Origin of the sequence: Streptomyces sp. NBC_01214 (genome assembly GCF_026340975.1) — a bacterium.
Lineage (GTDB): Bacteria > Actinomycetota > Actinomycetes > Streptomycetales > Streptomycetaceae > Streptomyces.
Window position 1 is genome coordinate 2,392,429 of the sequence record NZ_JAPEOS010000002.1, and the last position, 23,640, is coordinate 2,416,068.

Sequence of the window (23,640 nt, forward strand, 5' to 3'; positions counted from 1 at the left end):
GCGCCCCGCCCGATCGTGCGGAGCCGGACACTCCGGGGCGGCACGATCCGCCGGGAGCCCCGCCCGGGGGCTTGTGTTCGATGGAACACGTTCCTAGCATCACTGGTGTTACATCAGTTGTGTCACATAGCCGCACACCACGCACACCATGCACACCAGAGCCGCTGGGGGCCCGATGGCAGTGACAGGGAACGGGAACCGGGACGCGAGCGGGCCCGGCCCGCTTTCCGGGGTGCGCGTCGTCGAACTGGCGGGCATCGGCCCCGGACCGTTCGCCGCCATGCTCCTCGCCGACCTGGGCGCCGACGTCGTGCGCGTGGACCGGCCCGGCGGCGGAGGGCTCGCGGTCGATCCGGCCTACGACATCACCAACCGCGGCAAACGGTCGGTCCTGGTCGACCTCAAGTCCGCCGACGGGCCCGCCCGCGTCCTGGACCTGGTCGAGCGGGCCGACGTGCTCGTCGAGGGGCTCCGGCCCGGGGTGGCCGAGCGCCTCGGGGTCGGACCGGCCGCGTGCCACGCCCGCAATCCGCAGCTCGTCTACGGTCGGATGACCGGCTGGGGCCAGGACGGCCCGCTCGCCGAGACCGCCGGGCACGACATCGCGTACATCGCCGTCACCGGCGCCCTCGGCATGATCGGGAAGCCGGGAGAGCCGCCGGCCGTGCCCGCCAACCTGGTCGGCGACTACGCGGGCGGCTCGCTCTACCTGGTCATCGGGGTCCTCGCCGCCCTGCACCACGCCCGCGCCACCGGCTCCGGCCAGGTCGTCGACGCGGCCATCGTCGACGGCACCGCCCACCTCACCGCCATGATCCACGGAATGATGGCGGCGGGCGGCTGGCAGGACCGCCGCGGGGCCAACCTCCTCGACGGCGGCTGTCCCTTCTACGGCACCTACGAGACCTCCGACGGCCAGTACATGGCGGTCGGCGCGCTGGAGCAGCAGTTCTACGACACCTTCACGGAGCTCCTCGGCATCGGGGACCGGGCGCCGGCCCGCAAGGACGTCGCCCGCTGGGGCGAGCTGCGGGAGGCCGTCGCCGCGCGCTTCCGGACCCGTACGCGCGAGGAGTGGACGGCGGTCTTCGAGGGCACCGACGCCTGCGTGGCTCCGGTGCTGTCGCTGCGCGAGGCCCCGGACCACCCGCACCTCGCCGCCCGCGGGACCTTCACCGAGTACGCCGGGATCGTCCAGCCCGCGCCCGCTCCGCGGTTCTCCGCGACCCCGACCCGCGTGACCTCCGAACCCGCCCTGCCCGGCGCGGACACCGAGTCGGTGGCCGCCGACTGGGACGTACCGGCCCTGCTCCCGAAAGAGGCCTGATGAAACTGTCGATGATGCTCGACTACGCCGGGGACCCGCGCCGGGCCGCCGACGAGGCCGCCGCGCTGGAGTCCGCCGGGCTCGACGCCGTGTGGGTGGCCGAGGCCTGGGGCTTCGACTCCCCGACGATCATGGGCTACCTCGCCGCCCGCACCGAGCGGCTGAAGATCGGCTCGGCCATCCTCAACGTCTACTCGCGCACCCCCGGCCTCATCGCCCAGACGGCCGCCGGCCTGGACGCGATCTCGGGCGGCCGAGCGCTGCTCGGGCTCGGCGCCTCCGGCCCGCAGGTCGTCGAGGGCTGGCACGGGAAGCCGTACGACAAGCCGCTCGGCCGCACGCGCGAGACGGTCGAGCTGTGCCGGCGCATCTGGCGCCGCGAGACGATCGACCACCACGGCATCACCGACATGCCGCTGCCGCCGGAGCGGGGCAGCGGGCTCGGCAAGCCGCTGAAGATCCTCACCCGCCCGGTCCGCCCCGAGATCCCCGTCTACATCGCCTCGCTCGGCCCGGCCAACGTCCGGCTGACCGCCGAGATCGCGGACGGCTGGCTGCCCACGCTCTTCATCCCGGAGAAGACCGCCGCGGTGTGGGGCGGTCCGCTCGCCGAGGGGGCGGCCAAGCGGTCGCCGGACCTCGGCCCGCTCCAGACCGTCGCGGGCGGCCTGCTCGCCATCGGCCCGGACGCGGCCGCCGCACGGGACCTCGCGCGCCCGCAGATCGCCCTGTACGTCGGCGGGATGGGCGCGGTCGGCAAGAACTTCTACAACGACCTGGCCGTCGCCTACGGGTACGAGGAAGAGGCCCGCCGGATCCAGGAGCTGTACCTCGCCGGGCGCAAGCGGGACGCCGCTGCCGCCGTCCCGGACGAGTTCTGCGAGCTGATGACGCTGTGCGGGCCCGAGGGCTACGTGCGCGAGCGCGTCGAGGCCTTCCGCGAGGCGGGCGTCACCATGCTCAACGTCACACCGGTCGGCCCCGACCCGGCCAAGCTGATCGAAACCGTCAAGAGCTGGCTCTAGGGGGCCCCGATGCAACGACGCATCTTCGACGCCGACCACGAGGCGTTCCGCGAGACCGTGCGCACCTTCCTCAGCAAGGAGGTGCTGCCGCACTACGAGCAGTGGGAGAAAGACGGCATCGTCAGCCGCGAGGCCTGGCGCGCCGCGGGCCGGCAGGGGCTGCTGGGCCTCGCCGTGCCGGAGGAGTACGGCGGCGGCGGGAACACCGACTTCCGCTACGCCGCCGTGATCGCCGAGGAGTTCACCCGCGCGGGCGCCCCCGGCCTGGCCATCGGCCTGCACAACGACATCATCGGGCCCTACCTGACCTCGCTCGCCACCGAGGAGCAGAAGCGCCGCTGGCTGCCCGGCTTCTGTTCCGGCGAGACCATCACCGCCATCGCGATGACGGAGCCGGGCGCGGGCTCCGACCTCCAGGGGATCCGGACCACCGCCGAGGACCGCGGCGACCACTGGGTGCTGAACGGCTCCAAGACCTTCATCTCCAACGGCATCCTCGCCGACCTGGTGATCGTGGTCGCCAAGACCACCCCCGAGGGCGGGGCGCACGGCCTGTCGCTGCTGGTCGTCGAGCGCGGCGCGGAGGGCTTCGAGCGCGGCCGCAACCTCGACAAGATCGGCCAGAAGTCCCAGGACACCGCCGAGCTGTTCTTCAACGACGTGCGCGTCCCGAAGGAGAACCTGCTCGGCGAGCTGAACGGCGCCTTCGTCCACCTGATGACCAATCTCGCGCAGGAGCGGATGGGCATCGCGATGGCCGGCATCGCCGCCGCCGAGCACCTGCTGGAGATCACCACCCAGTACGTCAAGGAGCGCGAGGCCTTCGGCCGTCCGCTGGCCAAGCTGCAGCACATCCGGTTCGAGATAGCGGAGATGGCCACCGAGGTCGCCGTCACCCGGACCTTCCTCGACCGCTGCATCACGGACCACTCGAACGGCGAACTGGACCACGTACACGCCTCGATGGCCAAGTGGTGGGCCACCGAGCTGCAGAAGCGCGTCGCCGACCGGTGCCTGCAACTCCACGGCGGCTACGGCTACATGACCGAATACCGGGTGGCCCGGGCCTTCACCGACGGCCGCATCCAGACCATCTACGGCGGCACGACCGAGATCATGAAGGAGATCATCGGCCGTTCGCTGCTCGGCTGACCTTCCCCGTGGACACCTTCCGCGTGGACACCTCCCCCGTGGAGAACTCCCCCTTGGACACCTCCCCCGTGGACACCTCCGAAAGGCTTGACCAGTGAGCACCGAAGCTTACGTATACGACGCGATCCGCACCCCGCGCGGCCGCGGCAAGGCCAATGGCGCCCTGCACGGCACCAAGCCGATCGACCTGGTCGTCGGACTCATCGACGCCCTGCGCGAGCGCAACCCCGGCCTGGACCCCGCCACCATCGACGACATCGTGCTCGGCGTCGTCGGTCCCGTCGGCGACCAGGGCTCCGACATCGCCCGGATCGCGGCCATCGCCGCCGGGCTCCCGGACACGGTGGCCGGCGTCCAGGAGAACCGCTTCTGCGCCTCGGGCCTGGAGGCCGTCAACCTGGCCGCCGCGAAGGTCCGCTCCGGCTGGGAGGACCTGGTCCTCGCGGGCGGCGTGGAGTCCATGTCCCGCGTCCCCATGGCCTCCGACGGCGGTGCCTGGTTCGCCGACCCGATGACCAACTGGGACACCGGCTTCGTCCCGCAGGGCATCGGCGCCGACCTGATCGCCACCATCGAGGGCTTCTCCCGGCGCGACGTCGACGAGTACGCGGCCCTCTCCCAGGAGCGCGCCGCCGCGGCCATCAAGGACGGCCGCTTCGCGAAGTCCGTGGTCCCGGTCACCGACCGCAACGGCCTGATCGTCCTGGACCACGACGAGTTCGTCCGCCCCGGCACCACCGCCGACACCCTCGCCAAGCTGAAGCCCTCGTTCGCGGACATCGGCGAGCTCGGCGGTTTCGACGCGGTCGCGCTCCAGAAGTACCACTGGGTCGAGAAGATCGACCACGTCCACCACGCGGGCAACTCCTCCGGCATCGTCGACGGCGCCTCGCTCGTCGCCATCGGCTCCCGCGAGGCGGGGGAGCGGAACGGCCTGACCCCGCGCGCCCGGATCGTCTCGGCGGCCGTCTCCGGCTCCGAGCCCACCATCATGCTCACCGGCCCCGCCCCCGCCACCCGCAAGGCCCTCGCCAAGGCCGGACTGACCATCGACGACATCGACCTCGTCGAGATCAACGAGGCCTTCGCGGGCGTCGTCCTGCGCTTCGTCAAGGACATGGGCCTGTCCCTCGACCAGGTCAACGTCAACGGCGGCGCCATCGCGCTCGGCCACCCGCTCGGCGCCACCGGCGCGATGATCCTCGGCACGATCGTCGACGAGCTGGAACGCCAGGACAAGCGCTACGGGCTCGTCACCCTCTGCGTCGGCGGCGGCATGGGCGTCGCCACCATCGTCGAACGCCTCTGATCAGCCCTGTTCCCCCTGCCCACCGGACCTTCCGAAACGAAAGCAGTGACCATGAGCGAGTCCACCACGATCCGCTGGGAACAGGACGAGACCGGCGTCGTCACCCTGATCCTCGATGACCCGGGCCAGTCCGCCAACACGATGAACCAGGCCTTCAAGGACTCCATCGCGGCGATCGCCGACCGCGCCGAGGCCGAGCAGGACTCCATCCGCGGCATCATCTACACCTCCGCCAAGAAGACCTTCTTCGCGGGCGGCGACCTCAAGGACGTGATCCAACTGCGCCCCGAGCACGCGCAGATCGCCTTCGACACCGGCACCGAGATCAAGCGCTCCCTGCGCCGGATCGAGACCCTCGGCAAGCCCGTCGTCGCCGCCATCAACGGCGCGGCCCTCGGCGGCGGTTACGAGATCGCCCTCGCCTCCCACCACCGCGTCGCCCTCGACGCGCCGGGCTCCAAGATCGGCCTGCCCGAGGTCACCCTCGGCCTGCTCCCCGCTGGTGGCGGTGTCACCCGTACCGTGCGCCTGATGGGCATCGCCGACGCGCTGCTCAAGGTGCTGCTGCAAGGGACCCAGTACACCCCGCAGCGCGCCCTGGACAACGGTTTGGTGCACGAACTGGCCGCCACCCCCGAGGAGATGCTGGCCAAGGCCCGCGCCTTCATCGACGCGAACCCCGAGTCGAAGCAGCCCTGGGACGTACCCGGCTACAAGATCCCGGGCGGTACGCCGTCCAACCCGCGGTTCGCCGCCAACCTCCCGGCCTTCCCGGCCAACCTGAAGAAGCAGCTGAACGGGGCCCCGTACCCGGCCCCGCGCAACATCCTGGCCTGCGCCGTCGAGGGCTCCCAGGTGGACTTCGAGACCGCGCTGACCATCGAGGCCCGCTACTTCACCGAGCTGGTCACCGGTCAGACCGCCAAGAACATGATCCAGGCGTTCTTCTTCGACCTCCAGGCCGTCAACGCGGGCCGCAGCCGCCCGCAGGGCGTGGAGCCCCGCACGGTGCGCAAGGTCGCCGTCCTCGGCGCCGGGATGATGGGCGCGGGCATCGCCTACTCCTGCGCCCGCGCGGGCATCGAGGTGGTGCTGAAGGACGTCACCGCCGAGGCCGCCGCCAAGGGCAAGGCGTACTCCGAGAAGCTGCTCGACAAGGCGCTCTCCCGGGGCCGGACCACCGAGGCGGGGCGCGCCGAACTGCTCGCCCGGATCACCCCGACCGCCGACGCCGCCGACCTCGCGGGCTGCGACGCCGTCATCGAGGCCGTCTTCGAGGACACCTCCCTCAAGCACAAGGTGTTCCAGGAGATCCAGGACGTCATCGAGCCGGACGCGCTGCTGTGCTCCAACACCTCCACGCTGCCCATCACGGGCCTCGCGGAAGGGGTTGCGCGGCCGGTCGACTTCATCGGACTGCACTTCTTCTCGCCCGTGGACAAGATGCCGCTGGTGGAGATCATCAAGGGGGAGCGGACCGGCGACGAGGCCATCGCCCGCGCCTTCGACCTGGTCCGCCAGATCAACAAGACCCCGATCGTGGTCAACGACTCGCGCGGCTTCTTCACCTCCCGCGTCATCGGCCAGTTCATCAACGAGGGCGTCGCGATGATCGGCGAGGGCGTCGAGCCCGCCTCGATCGAGCAGGCCGCCGCCCAGGCCGGTTACCCGGCCAAGGTGCTCTCGCTGATGGACGAGCTCACCCTCACCCTGCCGCGCAAGATCCGCAACGAGACCCGCAAGGCCTTCGAGGCCGAGGGCAAGGCGTGGACCGAGCACCCCGCCGACGCGGTCATCGACCGCATGGTGGACGAGTTCGGCCGCCCCGGCCGCAGCGGCGGGGCCGGCTTCTACGAGTACGACGAGGCGGGCAAGCGCGCCCGCATCTGGCCGGGCCTGCGCGAGCACTTCGCCAAGCCGGGGTACGAGATCCCGTTCGAGGACATGAAGGAGCGGATGCTCTTCTCGGAGGCCCTGGACACCGTCCGCTGCCTCGACGAGGGCGTGCTCACCTCGATCGCCGACGCCAACATCGGCTCCATCATGGGCATCGGCTTCCCGGCCTGGACGGGCGGCGTGATCCAGTACATCAACGGCTACGAGGGTGGCCTGCCCGGTTTCGTGGCCCGTGCCCGCGAGCTCGCCGACCAGTACGGCGAGCGCTTCATCCCGCCGGCCTCGCTGGTCGCGAAGTCGGAGCGCGGCGAGACCTACGCGGACTGACCGCGCGGCACCCCCGGGCCCGCCCGTGAGCGGGCCCGGGGGTGTCCTTCCGGTCAGCCCGCGAACGCGGCCAGGTGGGCGAACAGCCCGTGCTGGCGGGCGCCGTCCGGGGCGGACCAGCCGGCCAGGATCCGTCCCGGTGCGCCGTCCCCGGCGGGGACGGGACCGTCGTGCAGCACGCGGGGCACGGTCAGGGTCGCCACCGGGCCTTCCTGACCCGCCGGGCCGATGGTGACGAGGCTCGCGTCGGCGGTGTCCGTCACGGTCCCGGGGCCGGTCAGGCCCTGCGGCACCCCGGCCCCCTCGGTAAGGACCTCGACCGTCGGGTCGGGGACGCCGCTCTCGTTCTGGTCCTGGGCCGTCGTGCGGCCCGCCAGCAGGGCCAGCAACTGCTCGACCAGGACGACGTCGTGGGTCCCGTCGTAGATCCAGCGACGGCCCAGCACACCGTGCTCGGAGGTGCCGATGAGGCCGTCCCCGGCCCCCTCGAGCGGGGCCCCGCGGTAGGTCAGCGGGACCAGGTAGGTCACCGGCCCGTCCCCGGCGGCGTCGGTGACCACCATGAACTCGATGCCCACCTCGCCCTCGGGGTCGTCGAGCCGGAAACCGCCGGCCTTGGCGAGCTGCGGGGTACCCGTGCCGCCCCGGTACCAGGGGCGGCGGGGCAGCCAGCCGGCCAGGAGTTCGAGCTTGCCGGGCGACATGGTGGTGCGGTGAATGACAGCCATGATCCACAAACTACCCGGGCGGCAGGAGCGTCGACCGGTCGCGCGACCCGGCTTCCGCCTCGGCTTCCGCCTCCGGTTCCGAGGCGAACGCCGCCCGCAGTTCCTCCCGTAGCGACCGCTGGAAGGCCGTCACCAGCGCCTGGACCACCATGGGCTGCATGTGCGCCGACAGCGCCTTCATCGACTCCACCCGCTCCGGATCGCTCTCGCCCTCCGTGAACGGCCCCCACACCTCGTCCCGGAACAGGGCCGTCAGCTCGTGCGCCGCCGACCTGGTGTGCTCCATCAGCACCCGGCGCGCCGCCAGGATCGTCTCGTGGGCGATCGGTACGTCGAGCAGCGCGACCCCGAGCCGCAGCAGCCCCACGTCCACCCGGAACCCGTCCCCCGAGGCGGCGAGCACGTTCATCGCCGTCAACCGCCGGACATCGGTGTCCGACAGGCTCCGCCCCGCCCGCTTCTCCAGCTCCTCCCGCGACACATCCTGGGCCGCGTCCGGAGCCCAACTGGCCACCATCGCCCGGTGGATGGCCAGGTCATGGGCGCTCAGGTCGTCGGGCAGCGCGTCCAGATAGCGCTCGATGGCGGACAGGGTCATGCCCTGGTGCTGCAGCTCCTCGATCAGTGCCAGCCGGGACAGGTGTTCCGGCCCGTAGTGCCCCACCCGACGAGGGCCGATCACGGGAGGGGGCAAAAGCCCGCGGGTGCTGTAGAAACGAACGGTGCGCACGGTGACGCCCGCCCTGGCCGCCAGCTCGTCGACGGTGAGCATCGGCTCGGGTGCCTGGTCGGCCATCGTCTGCGCCTCGCTCTCTGCTCCACAGCTTGGGTTCAACAGTATTGCTGTCGCACCAACGATGTGAAACGGCGAGGAGCTGCCCATGCCCACGAATCTGAGACTGCCCGGACGACCTGAAGAGGTCACCCTGCCGGCCCTGCTGGCCCGCAACGCCGCCGAGCACGGGGAGCTGCCCGCCCTCTCCTGGCGGGCCGGCCCCGACGCCGCCGAGTGGACGACCCTCACCTGGAGCGAGGTGCGCCGCAAGGTCGCCGTCCTCGCCTCCGGATACGCCGCCCTCGGCGTCGAGCGCGGCGAACACGTGCTGATGGTGATGGGCAACCGACCCGAGCACTGGCTCAGCGACCTCGCCCTCGTCCACCTCGGCGCCGTGCCCGTCACCGTGTACGGGACCTCCGCCCCCGAGCAGTTCGCCCACATCGCCCGGCACAGCCGGGCCCGGGTCGCCGTCGTCGAGGGCGCCCGCGAACTCGTGCGGTGGGAGCCGCTGCTGGCCGACCCGGGCCTGCCCCTGGAGCGTCTCGTCGTGGCCGAGGCCGCCGAGGCCGGCGGGCACTCCACCTACGGCTCCCTGTACTCCGGCGGGGCCCGGCTCCACCGCTCCGACGACTTCGAGAAGGCCTGGCAGGAGACGCGCCCCGAGGACCCGCTGACCGTCGTCTACACCTCGGGCACCACCGGCGACCCGAAGGGCGTGCGGCTGACCCACCGCAACCTCATGCTCCAGGCGATCCGCGTCGACCGGCACGTGGACCTGCCCGAGCACGCCGAGCACATCTGCTACCTGCCCTTCGCGCACATTGCCGAGCGGGTCCTCGGCATCTACCTGCCCCTGCTGCGGGCCTCGCACGTACGGCTGTGCGCCGACCCCGCCGCCGTCTCGGGGGCGGTCCGCGAGCTGCACCCGGTGCAGTTCTTCGGCGTGCCCCGGGTGTGGGAGAAGCTCGCCGCCTCGGTCCGCGCGGTCCTCGCGCAGCTCCCCGAGGGGCAGCGCGCGGCCATCGAGGCGGCCAACGACCTGGCCCGCGCCCGGGCCGCCCACCGGGAGCGCGGCGAGGAGGTGCCGGCCGCGCTCGAAGCCTCGTACGCCCGGGCCAAGGAGCAGGTGCTGGACCCGCTGCTGGGGCTGGCGGGCATGGACCGGCTGATGTGGACGGCCAGCGCCAGTGCGCCGATGCCGATCGAAGTGATCCGCTTCTGGGCCGGTTGGGGCATCACGATCATGGACGCCTGGGGGCTCACCGAGACCTCGGGCGTGTGCACGGTCAACAGCCCGGACGGCTTCCGGCTCGGCTCGGTGGGCCGCCCGATCGAGGGGCTGGAGCTGAGGCTGGCCGAGGACGGGGAGATCCTCACGCGCGGTTCGACCGTCTTCGGCGGCTATCTGCGGCCGGACGGCTCGGTGGAGAGCGCGGCCGACCCCGAGGGCTGGTTCGCGACGGGGGACATCGGCCGGGTCGACGAGGACGGGTTCCTCTGGCTGACCGACCGCAAGAAGGAACTGATCATCACCTCGAACGGCAAGAACGTCTCGCCCGCCCTGGTGGAGAACACGGTCAAGGAGCACCCGCTGATCGGCCAGGCCCTGGTGCACGGCGACGGCCGCTCCTACCTCGTCGCCCTGCTGGTCCTGGACCCCGAGCTGGCCCCGGTCTGGGCCGCCGCCCGGGGCGTCGAGGCGACCTCCCCGGCCGAGCTCGCCGCGCACCCCGCCGTCCGGGAGGAGATCGCCCGCGCGGTGGAGGCGGCCAACGCCCGGCTCAACCGGACCGAGCAGATCAAGCGGTACCGGCTGCTGACCGAGGAGTGGGGCCCCGAGACCGGGGAGCTCACCCCCTCGCTCAAGCTCCGCCGCCAGGTGGTCCGCGACAAGTACGGCGCACTGATCGACGGCCTGTACGAGGAGCCGTACGAGGAGCCGTACGAGACGGTGTAGCCCGGGCGCACCGGTGCGGTGGGCCGGATCCGCGCTCACCGCACCGGGGAGCGGAGGAGCTGAGAGCCGCCGCGCGGCTGTCCTGCGGCTGCGGCCCTCATCGGTCGACATGGGCTTAAATGTGAATCACATGATGCTATGTCACGATGTGCGGTTCCAGCCCTTCGGGGAAGGGGGCTCCGTTGCCGGCCGATCAGCCTTCCCGCACGGACAAGGTGGTGTTCGGGGTCACCGCGGGCCTGACCCTCGCGTTCGTCCTCTGGGGCGCCGTGGCGACGGATTCGCTGGAGAGCGTGTCGAGCAGCCTGCTCGAAGGGCTCATCCACAACTGCGGCTGGGCCTTCATGCTCGCTGCCAGCGGCTTCGTCGTCTTCGCCCTCTGGCTGGCGGTCAGCCGCTACGGCCGGATCCGACTCGGTCGTGAGGACGAGGTCCCGGAGTTCCGCACCGTCTCGTGGGTCGCCATGATGTTCAGCGCCGGCATGGGCATCGGGCTCATGTTCTACGGCGTCAGCGAGCCCTTGGCGCACTACGGGACGCCCCCGCCCGGCACGCATCCGGTCGACTCGGCCGAGCGGATGCAGACGGCGATGGCCACCACCCTGTTCCACTGGACGCTCCACCCGTGGGCCATCTACGCGGTCGTCGGGCTCGCCATCGCCTACAGCACCTTCCGTCGCGACCGTCGCCAGACGATCAGTGCCGTGTTCGAGCCGCTGATCGGCGCCCGGCACGCCCACGGCGGGGCCGGCCGGGTCATCGACATCGTGGCGATCTTCGCCACCCTCTTCGGTTCCGCCGCCTCGCTCGGCCTCGGGGCCCTCCAGATCGGCAGCGGCATCCGCGAGCTGGGGTGGATGGATTCGGTCGGCACGGGACTCCTCGTGGCCGTCATCGCCGTCCTGACCGTCGCCTTCGTGGCCTCCGCGGTCTCCGGCGTGGAGCGGGGCATCCAGTGGCTGTCGAACATCAACATGGTGCTCGCCCTGGTGCTCGTCGTCTTCGTGTTCATCGCCGGGCCGACCATCATCGTGCTCGACCTCCTGCCCACGTCCCTGGGCGCCTACCTCGGCGATCTCCCCCAGCTCGTCGGCCGTACCGAGGCCACCGGCGCCGGCGAGGTCGCCGACTGGCTCGGCAGCTGGACGGTCTTCTACTGGGCCTGGTGGATCTCCTGGACCCCGTTCGTCGGCATGTTCATCGCCCGGATCAGCCGCGGCCGCACCATCCGGCAGTTCATCGGCGGCGTCATCCTCGTACCGAGCACGGTCAGCCTGCTGTGGTTCTGCGTCTTCGGCGGCACGGCCATGAAGCTCCAGGAGAGCGGCGACCTCCCCCGCGAGAGCACCCCCGAGGGACAGCTCTTCGGGCTGCTCCAGCAGTTCCCCGCCGCCACCGTGATGAGCCTGCTGGTCATGATCCTCGTCGCGATCTTCTTCGTCTCCGGCGCGGACGCCGCCTCCATCGTGATGGGCACGCTCTCACAGAAGGGCGTCCTCGAACCGTCCCGACTGGTGGTCGTCTTCTGGGGAGTGGTCACCGGCGCCGTCGCGGCCATCATGCTGCTCATCGGCAACGGCGAGGGCGACGCGCTCGCCGGACTGCAGAACCTGACGATCCTCGTGGCGGCACCGTTCACCCTGGTCATGATCGGTATGTGCGTGGCACTCATGCGGGACCTGCGCCGGGACCCGCTGATCATCCAGGGCGAACGGGGCGAGGAAGCCGTGGCCGGGGCCGTGGCTGCGGGCCACGAGGAGTACGGCGGCGAATTCGAGATCCGCATCGGCCCGTCCGGCGATCCGGAGGCCGACGCGGCCGAGCCGTCCTCCGCGTCCCCGCCACTCGACGGCCGGCGCTGACGACGGTGCCGGTCCGCGAGTAGCTCCGGCCGACGGGGGGATTGCCGGCCGGGGCAGTCTCATGGCCCTACACCGGCGGGCGGCCGGGTGTAGGGGTGGGCGGCGGAGCCGGCAGCGGCGGGCCGGGATCCGGCGGCAGCTTCGGGCTTCCGGAGCCGTGCTTACCCATCTTCAGCTTCCTTCCGTTGAGTCCGTAGATTCCGAGCGGGGGGAACAGGTCGACGCGGGTCGGGTAGCCGGCCTCGGCGCAGGGGATGCACAGCAGGTCCCGGCCGTGACCGTGTGCCGTCGTGCGAACGGCTTCGACCAGTTCGACCCAGCAGGCTTCACAGACGACGACGTCGGTCATCGACGTCACGTACTCGGTGGTGATCACCACAGGTCCGTGGCGATGTCGTACCCGGCGGCCTCGATCGCGGCCGTGGTGCGGTCCAACCAGCCGGGTGCGGGAGTTGCCGCCCCGGTGACCTCGGGGTGGTGGTGGACGACCGTACCCAACCGCGCGCACAGTTCGGCGTAGGTCACGGTGCAAGAGATCAGGGCGTGCCAGCCGGCATCGACCGGGCCGGAGGGGGCCAGATCGGTGGCGGCGCTGTGTGCGACCGTGGCGACGAACTTCAAGGCCTCGACCACCCGCTGCTCTGCGGCGACCCAGCCCAGCTCGGGGTGCTGGCGGGCGAGAGTAGCCGTGACGATCATGAAGTCGTCGGCAGGGAGAAGGCAGCTTTGCCGCGGAGCGAAGGAACCGCTCCCAGCCGACAGCCGCACGAGCCACCAGCTCAGCACTGGGCCCCGGCCACAGTTCCGGCAACACGCCTGTTCTGCGGTGCTGTTCGTCTGCGCCGCTCGTCGTCATAGGAGGATGATGGGCGGGCGTGCAGATGGGCAGATAGGCCATCGCATGGCCATCGGTGGCCACGTAGCGGCCACGGCCGGGGACAGACGCGATGACACCTCACACTGGGGCCATGAGCCCCCGAAACGACGCGCTCAGGGCCGCCCGACTCCGGGTCGGGTGGCGCAGCATCGAACAGGCCGCCGGCGCGCTACAGGCGCACGGCCAACGGTTCCTCGACGACGCCCATTTCACCGTCAGCGCGCGCACGTGGCGCCGGTGGGAAGGCGGTGCACCCGGCTGGCCGCCGGAAGAGACCGCGACCGTGCTGCACGACGCGCTCGGACGGTGGCCCGAGGAGCTGGGATTCACGGCACCCGCCGGCTGGATCCGCCCCGAGGCACACCAAGGGGAAGACGTGAACCGCAGGACCTTCGTCAACGTCACCGCGGCCGCGCTCCTGCCCGGCCCTACCGCCAGGCAGCACGTCGACCCCGCGCTCATCGACTACTTCCAGCAGCAGTTGGAGGGCCACTACCGGGCCGACATGTTCCTCGGGCCGCACGACCTCATCGGCACCGTGTCTGCCCAGTACCAGCTCATCGACAAGCTCGTCCGGTCCGCACAGGGCGAGACCCGGCGCGGGCTGCTGCGCGTCGGAGCCGCGTACGCGGCGCTCGTCGGCTGGCTCTACCAAGACGCCGGCGACCTCGGCGTGGCCGCGTTCTGGCGGGGGATCACGCAGGAAATAGCGGCCAGGTCCCAGGACCCGCACCTCATCGGCTACGGCCTCGTCAACCTCGCCCACGTGCGGACCGACCTCGGCGACGGCCACGGCGTCATCGACCTGTGCGAAGCCGCCCTCGACGACGACCGCCTGTTCCCGAAGGTGCGGATCATGGCGATGCAGCAGCAGGCCCACGGCGCCAGCCTCACAGGCGACCGTACGGCCGTCGACCGGCTCATCGACGACGCCGCAGAGCTCCTCGGCCGCGTCGACGACGACCTGCCCTGGGGCAACGCCTGCCGCCGCACCCCCGGCTACCTCGAGGTGCAACGGGCCACCTGTTACGGGCGGCTCGGCCTCGGCCGGGAGGCCGAGCATCTGTGGTCGCAGGTCCTCGACGAGGTACCCGCGACGGCCCGCCGGGACCGCGGCGTGTACCTCGCCCGGCACGCCACCGCGGCGGCCGGCGCCCGCCAGCCGGAACAAGCCGTCGAGATCGCCCGCGCGGCCGCCGATATCGCGGCCGAGACCCGGTCGGCCCGCATGCTGCGTGAACTGCGGGGCCTGGAGCGGGCCATGCGGCCGTGGCACGATGCCCCGGTAGGTCGGGACCTCGCGGAGGTTCTGGCACCCGTGAACGAGGGGAGCTGACATGGGTGTACCGAATCCGTTGACGCACGAGGAGATCGCCGAAGGCCTGGAGAAGCTGCCGGGCTGGGTACAGGAGGGCGATGCGATCACCCGGACGTACGAGATCCGCTACCACGCCGCGGTGGCCGCGATCGTCACCATCGCAGACCGGTCCCGGCGCATCCAGCATCACGCCGACCTCGACCTCCGTATCGACCACCTGCGTGCCTCGATCACGACGCACGACGCGGGCAACCGACTGACGCGGGCTGACTTCGACCTTGCGCACCGCATCGACGCGATCGTTGCTGCACACCGGGCCCTCCCGCTGGACTGAGCCCGGACGCACGAAAGCGCCCCCTCCCGACCCCGAAGGGCCGGAAGGGGGCGTTGTGCTGTTCAGGAGACGCCGTACCACTGGCTGGCCCAGCCGCTGTTGATGATCCTCGTTGACTGCCGGGTGAGGCCGAGTGAGGCGCGCGGGGACGATTGGCCGCTGAGCATGTTCGTGTACCGGAGCCGCGGCGCGCTCAACCCGCAGTTCACCTTGATGGTGGCACCCGTGGCTGAAGGCGAGCGGGTTGGTGGTCCAGGTGCCGTTGAGTGGCAGCGCAATGGAGGTTCTCGATCAGTTACGGGCCGGCGACGACAGGCCTAGCGGCCGATCAGCGGGTAGTGGTCGGAGAGGTTGGTGTAGGTGTAGGAGGTGCCCCAGCTGGAGACCGTCCAGGGCGCCGACTGCTCCTTCACCACGTTGTTCTCCCAGCCCGCCGGGCGGGCGTTGCCCTTGCGGTAGAGGACGTAGTCCAGGTCCTCGCGCGGGTCGGTCGGGTAGCGGTAGTTGGCTATCGTGTTCAGTGCGGTGTCGAAGGAGTACGGGTGGCCCGTGCGGCTGTCGGAGTCCGCCAGGTCGGCGTTGGCGAGCAGGCTCGCGTACTCGGGCGTGCGCGAGTCGACGTTGAGGTCGCCCGCCACGATGACCTGCTCGTTCGCCGGGATGTTCTTCCCGTCCAAGAAGGCGTCCACGGCACGGAACTGACGGGCACGCATCTCCGCGGCCTCGCCCGCGCCGCAGCCGGGGTCGGTGGACTGCGCGTGCGTGCCGACCACGTGCACCTTGGTGCCGTTCACGTTCAGGACGACGTAGGCGAAGCCCTTGTTCGACCACCAGTCGGCGCCGCAGGCGTCCTTGTAGACGACCTGCTCCTTGCGGACGATCGGCCACTTGCTGAGGATCGTGACCCCGCCGTCCTCCGGGGTCGTGGCGGAGTACGCCCCGCCCGTGGCGTCCCAGCCGCTCTTGCTGCGGCCGACGACCGGGGTCTGGTACGGGTACTGCGCGGCGGAGTTCGCCTTCAGCGCGTCCGAGGAGCTGTTGTCGAAGGCCTCCTGGAGCACGACCACGTCGTGGCCCTTGTAGAAGGAGGTCTTGGGGATCTCGGCGGCCCGGTGGTCCTGGCCCCAGTTCGGGTACAGGTTCTTGCTCATCAGGAACACGTTGTACGACAGGACGCTGAGCCGCGGGGCGGCGGCGGTCTCCGCGGCCGAGGCGGCCGGCGCGGTGGCGGCGGCCAGCGCGCCCGCGGCGACCGCCGCGACGGCCGTGGCGGCGGCGCGACGCGAGCGGGGCGAGGAAAGCAGCATGAAGGTCTCCATCATTCCTGCGGGGGAAGATCGACGCCGTCATACAAGCAGCAGCAGTTACCTCTGGGTAACACCCGTGCAGAGGCTTTCTGTCCGTGAGACGGCCGTCCGGTGCTCGCATACTTGTCGTATGACGAAGACGGACTCCGCACACCCCGCCGGACCTGCGGCCACGCGCCGCACCGACCCCGAGCCGCCCCCGCCCGGTGGCGTGCTGTGGACCATCGCCGGTGACGTCAGGGCCCTGCTGATGCTGCCCGCCGCCTTCACCATGCAGGTCGCCCACCCCGCGATCGCGGCCGGTGTCGACGAGTACTCCGTCTTCCGCACCGACCCCTGGGGCCGCGGAGAGCGCTCCCTGCGTTCGGTCCAGCTGTGGGTGTACGGCGGGGAGGGGGCGGCGGAGGAGGGCCGCCGGGTGCGCCGCCTGCACAAGGACATCCAGGGCACCGACACCCGCGGCCGCCGCTACCACTCCCTCGACCCCGCCTGCTACGCCTGGGTCCACGCCACCGGCTTCCCGGTCTACCTGTACGCCGGGCGCTACCTGCTGCGCCGCTTCACCCCCGCCCAGGAACGGCAGCTCTACCAGGAGTGGCTCCAGGTGGGACGGATCCTCGGTCTGCACGACCGGGACATGCCGCAGAGCATCGAGGAGTACTGGACCTACTGGGGCCGGATGCTGGCCGAGGAGATCGAGCCCACCGCGGTCGCCCGCGAGCTGATCTCCACCGAAGTGCGGCTGCCCCGGCCGGAGGCCGGCTCGCCCGCCGTGCGCCTGCTCCTGCGGCTCACCTGGCCGGTGCTGCGGGCCGCGTTCCTGCGCCTGCGGGCCTTCGTCACCGTCGGCTACATGCCGCCCGAGGCCCGCGCCGCGATCGGGCTGGAGTGGAGCCCGGCCCAGGAGCGCACGCTCCGGCGGTTCAGCACGGCCGTACGGATCCTCGTACCGCTGCTGCCGGAGCGGCTGCGGTACCTGCCGATCGCCTACCGGGCGCGGGCCGCCTGGCACGCGGGAGGCCGCTGACGGGCCCCGGGGCGCACGGGCCCCCGCCGGAAGCGGGAGCCCGTGCGCGGTTGCGGGGCACGGTTGCGGTGCGCGGGGCCGACGCCGGCTCAGTGCCGGTGGCCGGGCCCGGAGCCGTGCTCGGTGTCGTGGATCGTGTTGGTCTCCGCGATCTTCTTCCAGGACTTGGGCTCCGCGGCGGGCTTCGCCGGGGCGGCCTGCTGCGGCGAGCGGGCCGAAGGCCCCGCCGCCGACGGGTTGAGGGCCGAGGCCGCCGGCTTGCCCGGGGTGTAGAGCCAGGTCTCGAAGAGCTGGGCGAGGGGCTTCTTCGAGACCTTCTCGGCGTACCGGACGAAGTCCCCGACCTTGGCGTTGCCGTAGGCCCGCTCGGTCGGCCAGCCCTTCAGGATCTCGAAGAACTTCTCGTCGCCGATCTCGTTGCGCAGCGCCTGCAGGGCGATGGCGCCGCGGTCGTAGACGGCCCCGTGGAACTGGTTCTCCGGGCCCGGGTCACCCGGCTTGACCTGCCAGAACGCGTCCTCGGCCGGGCGCAGGGCGTAGGCCCAGTCGGCCAGCTCCTGCGCCGTGCCCTCGCCCTCCTTCTCCGACCACAGCCACTGGCTGTAGCGGGCGAAGCCCTCGTTGATCCAGATGTCCTTCCAGCCCTCGACGGACACGCTGTCGCCGTACCACTGGTGCGCCAGCTCGTGCACGACCACCGAGACGTTGGCGCCGTTGCGGAACTGGGCCGGGCCGTAGAAGGGCCGCGTCTGGGTCTCCAGGGCGAAACCGGCGGTCACGTTCGGCACGTAGCCGCCGAGCGCGTTGAAGGGGTACGGCCCGAAGACCCCCTCCAGCCACTCGGTGACCTCGCCGGTCCGCTCCACGCTCGCGCGGGCCGCGCCCGCGTTGTCACCGAGGTCCTTGCTGTACGCGTTGAGGATCGGCAGCCCGCTCGCCGTCTTGTCGGTGGTGATGTCGAACTTGCCGACGGCGAGGGTGGCCAGGTAGGTCGCCTGCGGCTTGTTGGAACGCCAGTTGTACCGGGTCCAGCCGAGCCGCGAGGTCTGGGACTGCAGCACGCCGTTGCTGATCGCCTGGGTGCCGTCGGGCACGTTGATCGAGACGTCGAAGGTGGCCTTGTCCAGCGGGTGGTCGTTGCTCGGGAACCACCAGACCGCCGAGTCGGGCTCCTGTGCCGCGACCGCGCCGTCGGGGGTGCGCTGCCAGGCCGTCCAGCCGTCCACCTTCAGCTCGGAGGGCTTCCCGGCGTACTTGACGACGACGGACAGCGGGGTGTTGCGCGCGAGCGGCTTCGCCGGGGTGACCTCCAGCTCGTGGGAGCCGGACGTGGCGAACTTCGCCTTGACCCCGTTGACCCGGATCTCGCTGACCTGGAGGCCGAAGTCCAGGTTGAAGCGGGACAGGTCCTGCTTGGCGGTGGCCAGCAGGGTGGCCGTGCCTTCCAGCAGGTCCGTCTTCGGCTGGTACTGCAGGCGCAGGTCGTAGTGCGACACGTCGTATCCGCCGTTGCCGCTGGCCGGGTAGTAGGGATCGCCGATACCCGGGGCGCCCGAACCCGAACCCGCCGCCGACGCCGGGATCACCAGCAGGAGGGAAGCGGCGAGCACGCTCGGGGCGATGACTTTGCGGTGCACGAATGGCTCCAAGTGGTAGGGGAGACAGATCGGTTCACAGAGTGGTCCAAGGCCTTGTCGCTCGACCGTATTCACCCGTGAGCGCCAGGTCATGTCCATGGCCCCTGCTGTCACACGATCGCCATTCGGCCGTCACGGGCCGACGGGCGGCGCCGCGGCGGCGTCGGGGGCACCGAGCGCCAGATGGAGCCCGCCGACGACCCAGTGCTGCCGGGCCAGGACCCGTGGCCTGCGGCGCAACCACCGGCTCAGGGCCCCGCCGGTGCAGGCGTAGCCGATGTCGAGGAGGGCCCCGAGGGCGAGGAACACCATGCCCAGCAGCCACATCAGGGCGTGCGGATCGGCCGAATCCGGCCGGACGAACCGTGGGAGGAAGGCCAGGAAGAAGAGGGTCACCTTGGGAATGAGGAGGTTGGCCAGCACGCCGTCGAGGTGGGCGCGGCCCCACCGCGCGGGCGCCGCCTCCCCAACGGCGGGCAGGAACGGGCCGGCGCGCAGGGCCCGTACGCCCAGGAGGACCAGGTGGGCCGCGCCCGCGTGGGTGAGCACCAGGTACGCGGCCGGGGAGCGCAACACCAGCTCCGCGCCCTCCGACACGGCGACGGCGATGTGCACCACGGTGGCGCTCTCCACCCCCGCGGCGGTGGCCAGTCCCGCGCGGCGGCCCTGGGCGGCGGCGCGGGTGACGATCAGGACCGTGTTCGGGCCGGGGAGGAGGACGAGCGCCGATGCGGCGGCGACGAAGGCGAGGAGGGTGCTGAGGGGCATGCGCCGAGGCTGGTCGGGGCCGGGGGGAGGGGTGAGAGCCGCGGCCCGATGGAGGGGGAAGTGGACCGTTCCGCGTCGCACACCTGGTCGCCGGCCGAGCCGGACGCGGTGCTCGGCGGCCGGCTCGCCGGTCCGGGCCCGCCGTACCGGCGCCTCGCCGCAGCCCTGCGCGGTGCGGTCCGTACGGGCGACCTCGCGCCCGGCGACGGGCTGCCCGCCGAGCGGCCCCTCGCCGCGGCCCTGGGCGTCAGCCGGGCCACCGTGGTCGCCGCCTACGACGAACTGCGCGGCGCGGGCGCCGCTGTCTTCGCCCGGGTCGCGCTCCGGCACGGCGTCGAGCTGGTCCCCGGGGCTGCGACCGGCCCCTCGGGCGACCACGACGCGTACGTCCGGCTCCCGTTCACGCTGCCCGAGCCGCGGCTGGTGGAGCTGGTGGCCCGGCCCTCCCGGGCCTGGGCGGCGTACGGGGGCCCGCCGTCCGCAAGGTGAGACCCGCGCCACGGGCCCCGGCCCTACCCGACATACCGAACAGTCGGTAACCTCCCGGCATGACGCTTCCCCCGCTCGCCGCCCGTCGCTGTTGGCATGCTGCGATCAACCCGCTGCACGCGACGATCTACTTCTCGCCGGACCTCGCCAAGGAGCTCGCGGCCCTCGGAGTCACGGACCCGGTCGCCGTCAACCTCGCGAGCCGTTCCGCCGCGATGGGCGCCGTAGGCCCCGGCACGGTCACCGCCACCTTCTACAACTACCGCCACGACCTGCTCACCCGGCACTTGCCCGCCGTCTGGGGCACCGCCACGCCCGAGCAGGTCCTCGCCGCCCGCCTGCGGGCCGCCGACAGCACCCTGCGCCGGCTCCTGGGCACCGAGACCGTGGAATCGGCCGAGCTGGCCGAGGCCGCCGACCTGGCCATGCTCGCCACCGAGGGCTGCACCCGGCACGCCCGCACGCTCTACGCCGCCCACGCCGACCTCCCCGTGCCCGAGGCCCCGCACCTGCGCCTGTGGCACGCCACCACCCTGCTGCGCGAGCACCGCGGCGACGGCCACCTCGCCGCCCTGCTCCTCGCGGGCCTGGACCCGGTGGAGGCCCTGGTCAGCCACACCGCCACCGGCCGCGGCATGACCGCGAAGTGGATCAAGGCCATCCGCGGCTGGGAGCAGTCCGACCTGGACGCTGCGACCGAGCGGCTGCGTGCGCGCGGCATCCTCGACGCCGACGGCGGGCTCACCGACGAGGGCAAGGCCGTGCGCGAGCGCCTGGAGGCGGACACCGACCGCCTCGACGCCGCCCCGTACGAGCACCTGGGCGAGGAGGGGCTGGCCCGCCTCGCCGAACTCGGCGGCGCCTTCGTCACGAAGGCGATCGGCGCCGGGGCCTTCCCGCGCGACCTCTTCGGCCGGGCCTGACCGGCGGAACGGGCAGGGTTCCCGCCGTCCGCCACCGCCACCTGCCACAATTGGCAGCCTTCCAGTGCAAACGAAGGCAGGCGGGACCCGATCGTGACGACGTCCATCGAAGGCAGGATCGCCGAGGAGCTCGGCGTACGGGAGCGGCAGGTCAAGGCCGCCGTCGAGCTGCTCGACGGCGGCTCCACCGTGCCGTTCATCGCGCGCTACCGCAAGGAAGCGACCGAGATGCTCGACGACGCCCAGCTGCGCACCCTAGAGGAGCGGCTGCGGTACCTGCGGGAGCTGGAGGACCGCCGTGCGGCGGTCCTGGACTCCGTACGGGAGCAGGGCAAGCTCACCGACGAACTGGCGGCGCGGATCGCCGCGGCCGACACCAAGGCCCGGTTGGAGGACATCTACCTGCCCTTCAAGCCCAAGCGGCGCACCAAGGCGCAGATCGCCCGCGAGGCCGGTCTGGAGCCGCTCGCCGAGGGCCTGCTGGCCGACCCGTCGGTGGAACCGGCCGCGGCCGCGGCCGCGTTCGTCGACGCCGACAAGGGCGTAGCCGACCCGGCGGCCGCCCTCGAGGGCGCCCGGGCCATCCTCACCGAGCGGTTCGGCGAGGACGCCGACCTGATCGGTGAACTGCGCGAGCGCATGTGGGGCCGGGGCCGGCTCGCGGCGAAGGTCCGCGAGGGCAAGGAGGAGGCGGGCGCCAAGTTCGCCGACTACTTCGACTTCGCCGAGCCGTTCACCGCGCTGCCCTCGCACCGCGTCCTCGCCATGCTGCGCGGCGAGAAGGAGGACGTCCTCGACCTCACCCTGGAGCCGGAGGAGCCCCGCGAGGAGCCCGGCCCGTCCACGTACGAGGGCATGATCGCCCGCCGCTTCGGGGTGAACGACCGCGGCCGCCCCGGCGACAAGTGGCTGGCCGACACCGTCCGCTGGGCCTGGCGCACGAAGATCCAGGTGCACCTCGGCATCGACCTGCGGATGCGGCTGCGCCAGGCCGCCGAGGACGAGGCGGTGCGGGTCTTCGCATCGAACCTGCGCGACCTGCTGCTCGCGGCTCCCGCCGGCACCCGGGCGACGCTCGGCCTGGACCCGGGCTTCCGTACCGGCGTGAAGGTCGCCGTCGTGGACGCCACCGGCAAGGTCGTTGCCACGGACGTGATCTACCCGCACGTGCCCGCCAACAAGTGGGACGAGTCCCTCGCCAAGCTGGCCCGCCTCGCGAAGGAGCACGCGGTCGAGCTGGTCGCCATCGGCAACGGCACGGCCTCCCGCGAGACCGACAAGCTCGCCGGGGACCTCATCACGCGCCACCCCGAGCTGGGGCTCACCAAGGTGATGGTCTCGGAGGCCGGCGCCTCCGTGTACTCGGCCTCGGCCTTCGCCTCTCAGGAACTCCCCGGCATGGACGTGTCGCTGCGCGGCGCCGTCTCCATCGCCCGCCGCCTGCAGGACCCGCTCGCCGAGCTGGTCAAGATCGACCCGAAGTCGATCGGCGTCGGCCAGTACCAGCACGACCTGTCCGAGGTGAAGCTCTCGCGCTCGCTCGACGCGGTCGTCGAGGACTGTGTGAACGGCGTCGGGGTGGACGTCAACACCGCCTCCGCGCCGCTGCTTTCGCGGGTCTCGGGCATCAGCGGCGGCCTCGCCGAGAACATCGTGGCCCACCGCGACGCCAACGGCCCCTTCCGTAGCCGCAAGGGGCTCAAGGACGTGGCCCGGCTCGGCCCGAAGGCGTACGAGCAGTGCGCGGGCTTCCTGCGGATCCGCGGCGGGGACGACCCGCTGGACTTCTCCAGCGTGCACCCCGAGGCCTATCCGGTGGTCCGGGGCATGGCCAAGACGGCGGGCAGCGAGGTGGCGGCCCTGATCGGCAACTCGGGCGTGCTGCGCTCGTTGCGTCCCGAGCAGTTCGTCACCGAGGCCTTCGGCCTGCCCACCGTCACGGACATCCTGCGCGAGCTGGAGAAGCCGGGCCGCGACCCGCGCCCCGCCTTCAAGACGGCCACGTTCAAGGAGGGCGTCGAGAAGATCGGCGACCTGGCCCCCGGCATGATCCTGGAGGGCGTGGTCACCAACGTGGCCGCCTTCGGCGCCTTCATCGACATCGGCGTCCACCAGGACGGTCTGGCGCACGTCTCGGCGCTGTCGAAGACCTTCGTCAAGGACCCCCGGGACGTGGTCAAGCCGGGCGACATCGTCCGTGTGAAGGTCATGGACGTGGACATCCCGCGCAAGCGGATCTCGCTGACCCTGCGGCTGGAGGACGAGGCCGGGGCGGAGCGCGGCGCGGGTGCTCCGCGGCAGCGCGAGGACCGGCGCGGCGGCGGTGGCGGCGGAGGCGGCGGTGGCCGTCCGCCGCAGCAGCGCGGCGGGTCCGGTGGCCGCGAGGGTGGCCGCAACCAGGGCCAGGGCGAGCGCGGTCAGGGCGAGCGCGGCCAGGGCCGCCGGCAGGGCGGCGGCAGCGCCCCCGCCCCCGCCAACAGCGCGATGGCCGACGCCCTGCGCCGCGCGGGCCTCACCGCCCCCGAGGAGCGCCGCAAGAAGTAGGAGCCGTCAAGGGTGTCTTGCAGCCACCCGGCGCGTGTCGGTCTTCGTACCGAGT

20 protein-coding genes are annotated in these 23,640 nt (G+C 72.0%); 13 read left to right on the forward strand and 7 right to left on the reverse strand.

All coding sequences use genetic code 11. The annotated features are described in order from the left end of the window. Positions 1-175: 175 nt before the first annotated feature. The 5 genes from OG594_RS35360 (at position 176) to OG594_RS35380 (ending at position 7,036) form a co-directional block, all read left to right on the forward strand. Positions 176-1,327 carry a CaiB/BaiF CoA-transferase family protein gene (locus tag OG594_RS35360; RefSeq protein WP_266606458.1) on the forward strand — a complete coding sequence of 384 codons (1,152 nt, stop codon included), beginning with the start codon at positions 176-178 and terminating at the stop codon, positions 1,325-1,327. Further along, on the forward strand, positions 1,327-2,352 hold the full coding sequence (locus OG594_RS35365; RefSeq protein WP_266606459.1) for an LLM class F420-dependent oxidoreductase: 1,026 nt from the start codon (positions 1,327-1,329) through the stop codon (positions 2,350-2,352). The genes OG594_RS35360 and OG594_RS35365 overlap by 1 nt, the downstream gene beginning before the upstream one ends. A gap of 9 nt (positions 2,353-2,361) precedes the next feature. After that, the gene (locus OG594_RS35370; RefSeq protein WP_266606460.1) at positions 2,362-3,504 is read left to right on the forward strand and encodes an acyl-CoA dehydrogenase family protein; all 1,143 of its coding nucleotides are present in this window, start codon (positions 2,362-2,364) and stop codon (positions 3,502-3,504) included. Between the two features lie 94 nt (positions 3,505-3,598). After that, a complete protein-coding gene (locus tag OG594_RS35375; protein WP_266606461.1) occupies positions 3,599-4,813 on the forward strand; it encodes an acetyl-CoA C-acetyltransferase in 1,215 nt (404 codons plus the stop codon). Between the two features lie 51 nt (positions 4,814-4,864). Next, a complete protein-coding gene (locus OG594_RS35380) occupies positions 4,865-7,036 on the forward strand; it encodes a 3-hydroxyacyl-CoA dehydrogenase NAD-binding domain-containing protein (protein ID WP_266606462.1) in 2,172 nt (723 codons plus the stop codon). 53 nt (positions 7,037-7,089) lie between these two features. Here OG594_RS35380 and OG594_RS35385 read toward each other — a convergent pair whose 3' ends face one another. Beyond that, the gene (locus tag OG594_RS35385; protein ID WP_266606463.1) at positions 7,090-7,764 is read right to left on the reverse strand and encodes a 1,4-alpha-glucan branching protein; all 675 of its coding nucleotides are present in this window, start codon (positions 7,762-7,764) and stop codon (positions 7,090-7,092) included. A 10-nt stretch (positions 7,765-7,774) separates the two neighbouring features. Further along, entirely contained in the window at positions 7,775-8,560 is a 786-nt protein-coding gene (locus OG594_RS35390) for a MerR family transcriptional regulator (RefSeq protein WP_266606464.1), read from the reverse strand. 85 nt (positions 8,561-8,645) lie between these two features. Here OG594_RS35390 and OG594_RS35395 point away from each other — a divergent pair, with 85 nt between their 5' ends. Both OG594_RS35395 and OG594_RS35400 read left to right on the forward strand, forming a co-directional pair. Next, on the forward strand, positions 8,646-10,499 hold the full coding sequence (locus tag OG594_RS35395; RefSeq protein ID WP_266606465.1) for a long-chain fatty acid--CoA ligase: 1,854 nt from the start codon (positions 8,646-8,648) through the stop codon (positions 10,497-10,499). A 146-nt stretch (positions 10,500-10,645) separates the two neighbouring features. Beyond that, positions 10,646-12,361, forward strand: a complete 1,716-nt coding sequence (locus tag OG594_RS35400) for a BCCT family transporter (protein WP_266606466.1) — start codon at positions 10,646-10,648, stop codon at positions 12,359-12,361. Between the two features lie 67 nt (positions 12,362-12,428). Here OG594_RS35400 and OG594_RS35405 read toward each other — a convergent pair whose 3' ends face one another. Further along, positions 12,429-12,710, reverse strand: a complete 282-nt coding sequence (locus OG594_RS35405; RefSeq protein ID WP_266606697.1) for a hypothetical protein — start codon at positions 12,708-12,710, stop codon at positions 12,429-12,431. A gap of 23 nt (positions 12,711-12,733) precedes the next feature. Beyond that, entirely contained in the window at positions 12,734-13,060 is a 327-nt protein-coding gene (locus tag OG594_RS35410) for a hypothetical protein (protein WP_266606467.1), read from the reverse strand. Between the two features lie 269 nt (positions 13,061-13,329). Between OG594_RS35410 and OG594_RS35415 the strand changes: the two genes are divergently transcribed. Then, complete coding sequence (locus OG594_RS35415; protein WP_266606468.1) at positions 13,330-14,574, forward strand: Twin-arginine translocation pathway signal; 1,245 nt, start codon at positions 13,330-13,332, stop codon at positions 14,572-14,574. A gap of 1 nt (position 14,575) precedes the next feature. Next, complete coding sequence (locus OG594_RS35420; protein ID WP_266606469.1) at positions 14,576-14,890, forward strand: 4a-hydroxytetrahydrobiopterin dehydratase; 315 nt, start codon at positions 14,576-14,578, stop codon at positions 14,888-14,890. A gap of 317 nt (positions 14,891-15,207) precedes the next feature. On the opposite strand, the gene sph is transcribed toward OG594_RS35420, so the two are convergent. Then, a complete protein-coding gene (gene sph / locus OG594_RS35425) occupies positions 15,208-16,197 on the reverse strand; it encodes a sphingomyelin phosphodiesterase (RefSeq protein ID WP_266606470.1) in 990 nt (329 codons plus the stop codon). Between the two features lie 130 nt (positions 16,198-16,327). Between sph and OG594_RS35430 the strand changes: the two genes are divergently transcribed. Further along, positions 16,328-17,224 (forward strand): oxygenase MpaB family protein, encoded by an 897-nt coding sequence (locus OG594_RS35430; RefSeq protein ID WP_266606471.1) that lies wholly within the window; start codon positions 16,328-16,330, stop codon positions 17,222-17,224. Positions 17,225-17,313: 89 nt separating this feature from the next. Here OG594_RS35430 and OG594_RS35435 read toward each other — a convergent pair whose 3' ends face one another. Together OG594_RS35435 and OG594_RS35440 are read right to left on the reverse strand one after the other, a co-directional pair. Next, positions 17,314-18,861: a M1 family metallopeptidase gene (locus OG594_RS35435; RefSeq protein ID WP_266606472.1), complete on the reverse strand. Its 1,548-nt coding sequence runs from the start codon at positions 18,859-18,861 to the stop codon at positions 17,314-17,316. Between the two features lie 132 nt (positions 18,862-18,993). Continuing rightward, on the reverse strand, positions 18,994-19,629 hold the full coding sequence (locus OG594_RS35440; protein ID WP_266606473.1) for a LysE family translocator: 636 nt from the start codon (positions 19,627-19,629) through the stop codon (positions 18,994-18,996). A 108-nt stretch (positions 19,630-19,737) separates the two neighbouring features. Between OG594_RS35440 and OG594_RS35445 the strand changes: the two genes are divergently transcribed. The 3 genes from OG594_RS35445 to OG594_RS35455 all read left to right on the forward strand — a co-directional run bounded on the left by OG594_RS35445 (position 19,738) and on the right by OG594_RS35455 (position 23,585). Further along, the gene (locus OG594_RS35445) at positions 19,738-20,118 is read left to right on the forward strand and encodes a winged helix-turn-helix domain-containing protein (protein WP_266606698.1); all 381 of its coding nucleotides are present in this window, start codon (positions 19,738-19,740) and stop codon (positions 20,116-20,118) included. A 59-nt stretch (positions 20,119-20,177) separates the two neighbouring features. Then, positions 20,178-21,041: a hypothetical protein gene (locus OG594_RS35450; protein WP_266606474.1), complete on the forward strand. Its 864-nt coding sequence runs from the start codon at positions 20,178-20,180 to the stop codon at positions 21,039-21,041. 93 nt (positions 21,042-21,134) lie between these two features. Then, entirely contained in the window at positions 21,135-23,585 is a 2,451-nt protein-coding gene (locus OG594_RS35455) for a Tex family protein (protein WP_266606475.1), read from the forward strand. Positions 23,586-23,640 lie beyond the last annotated feature (55 nt).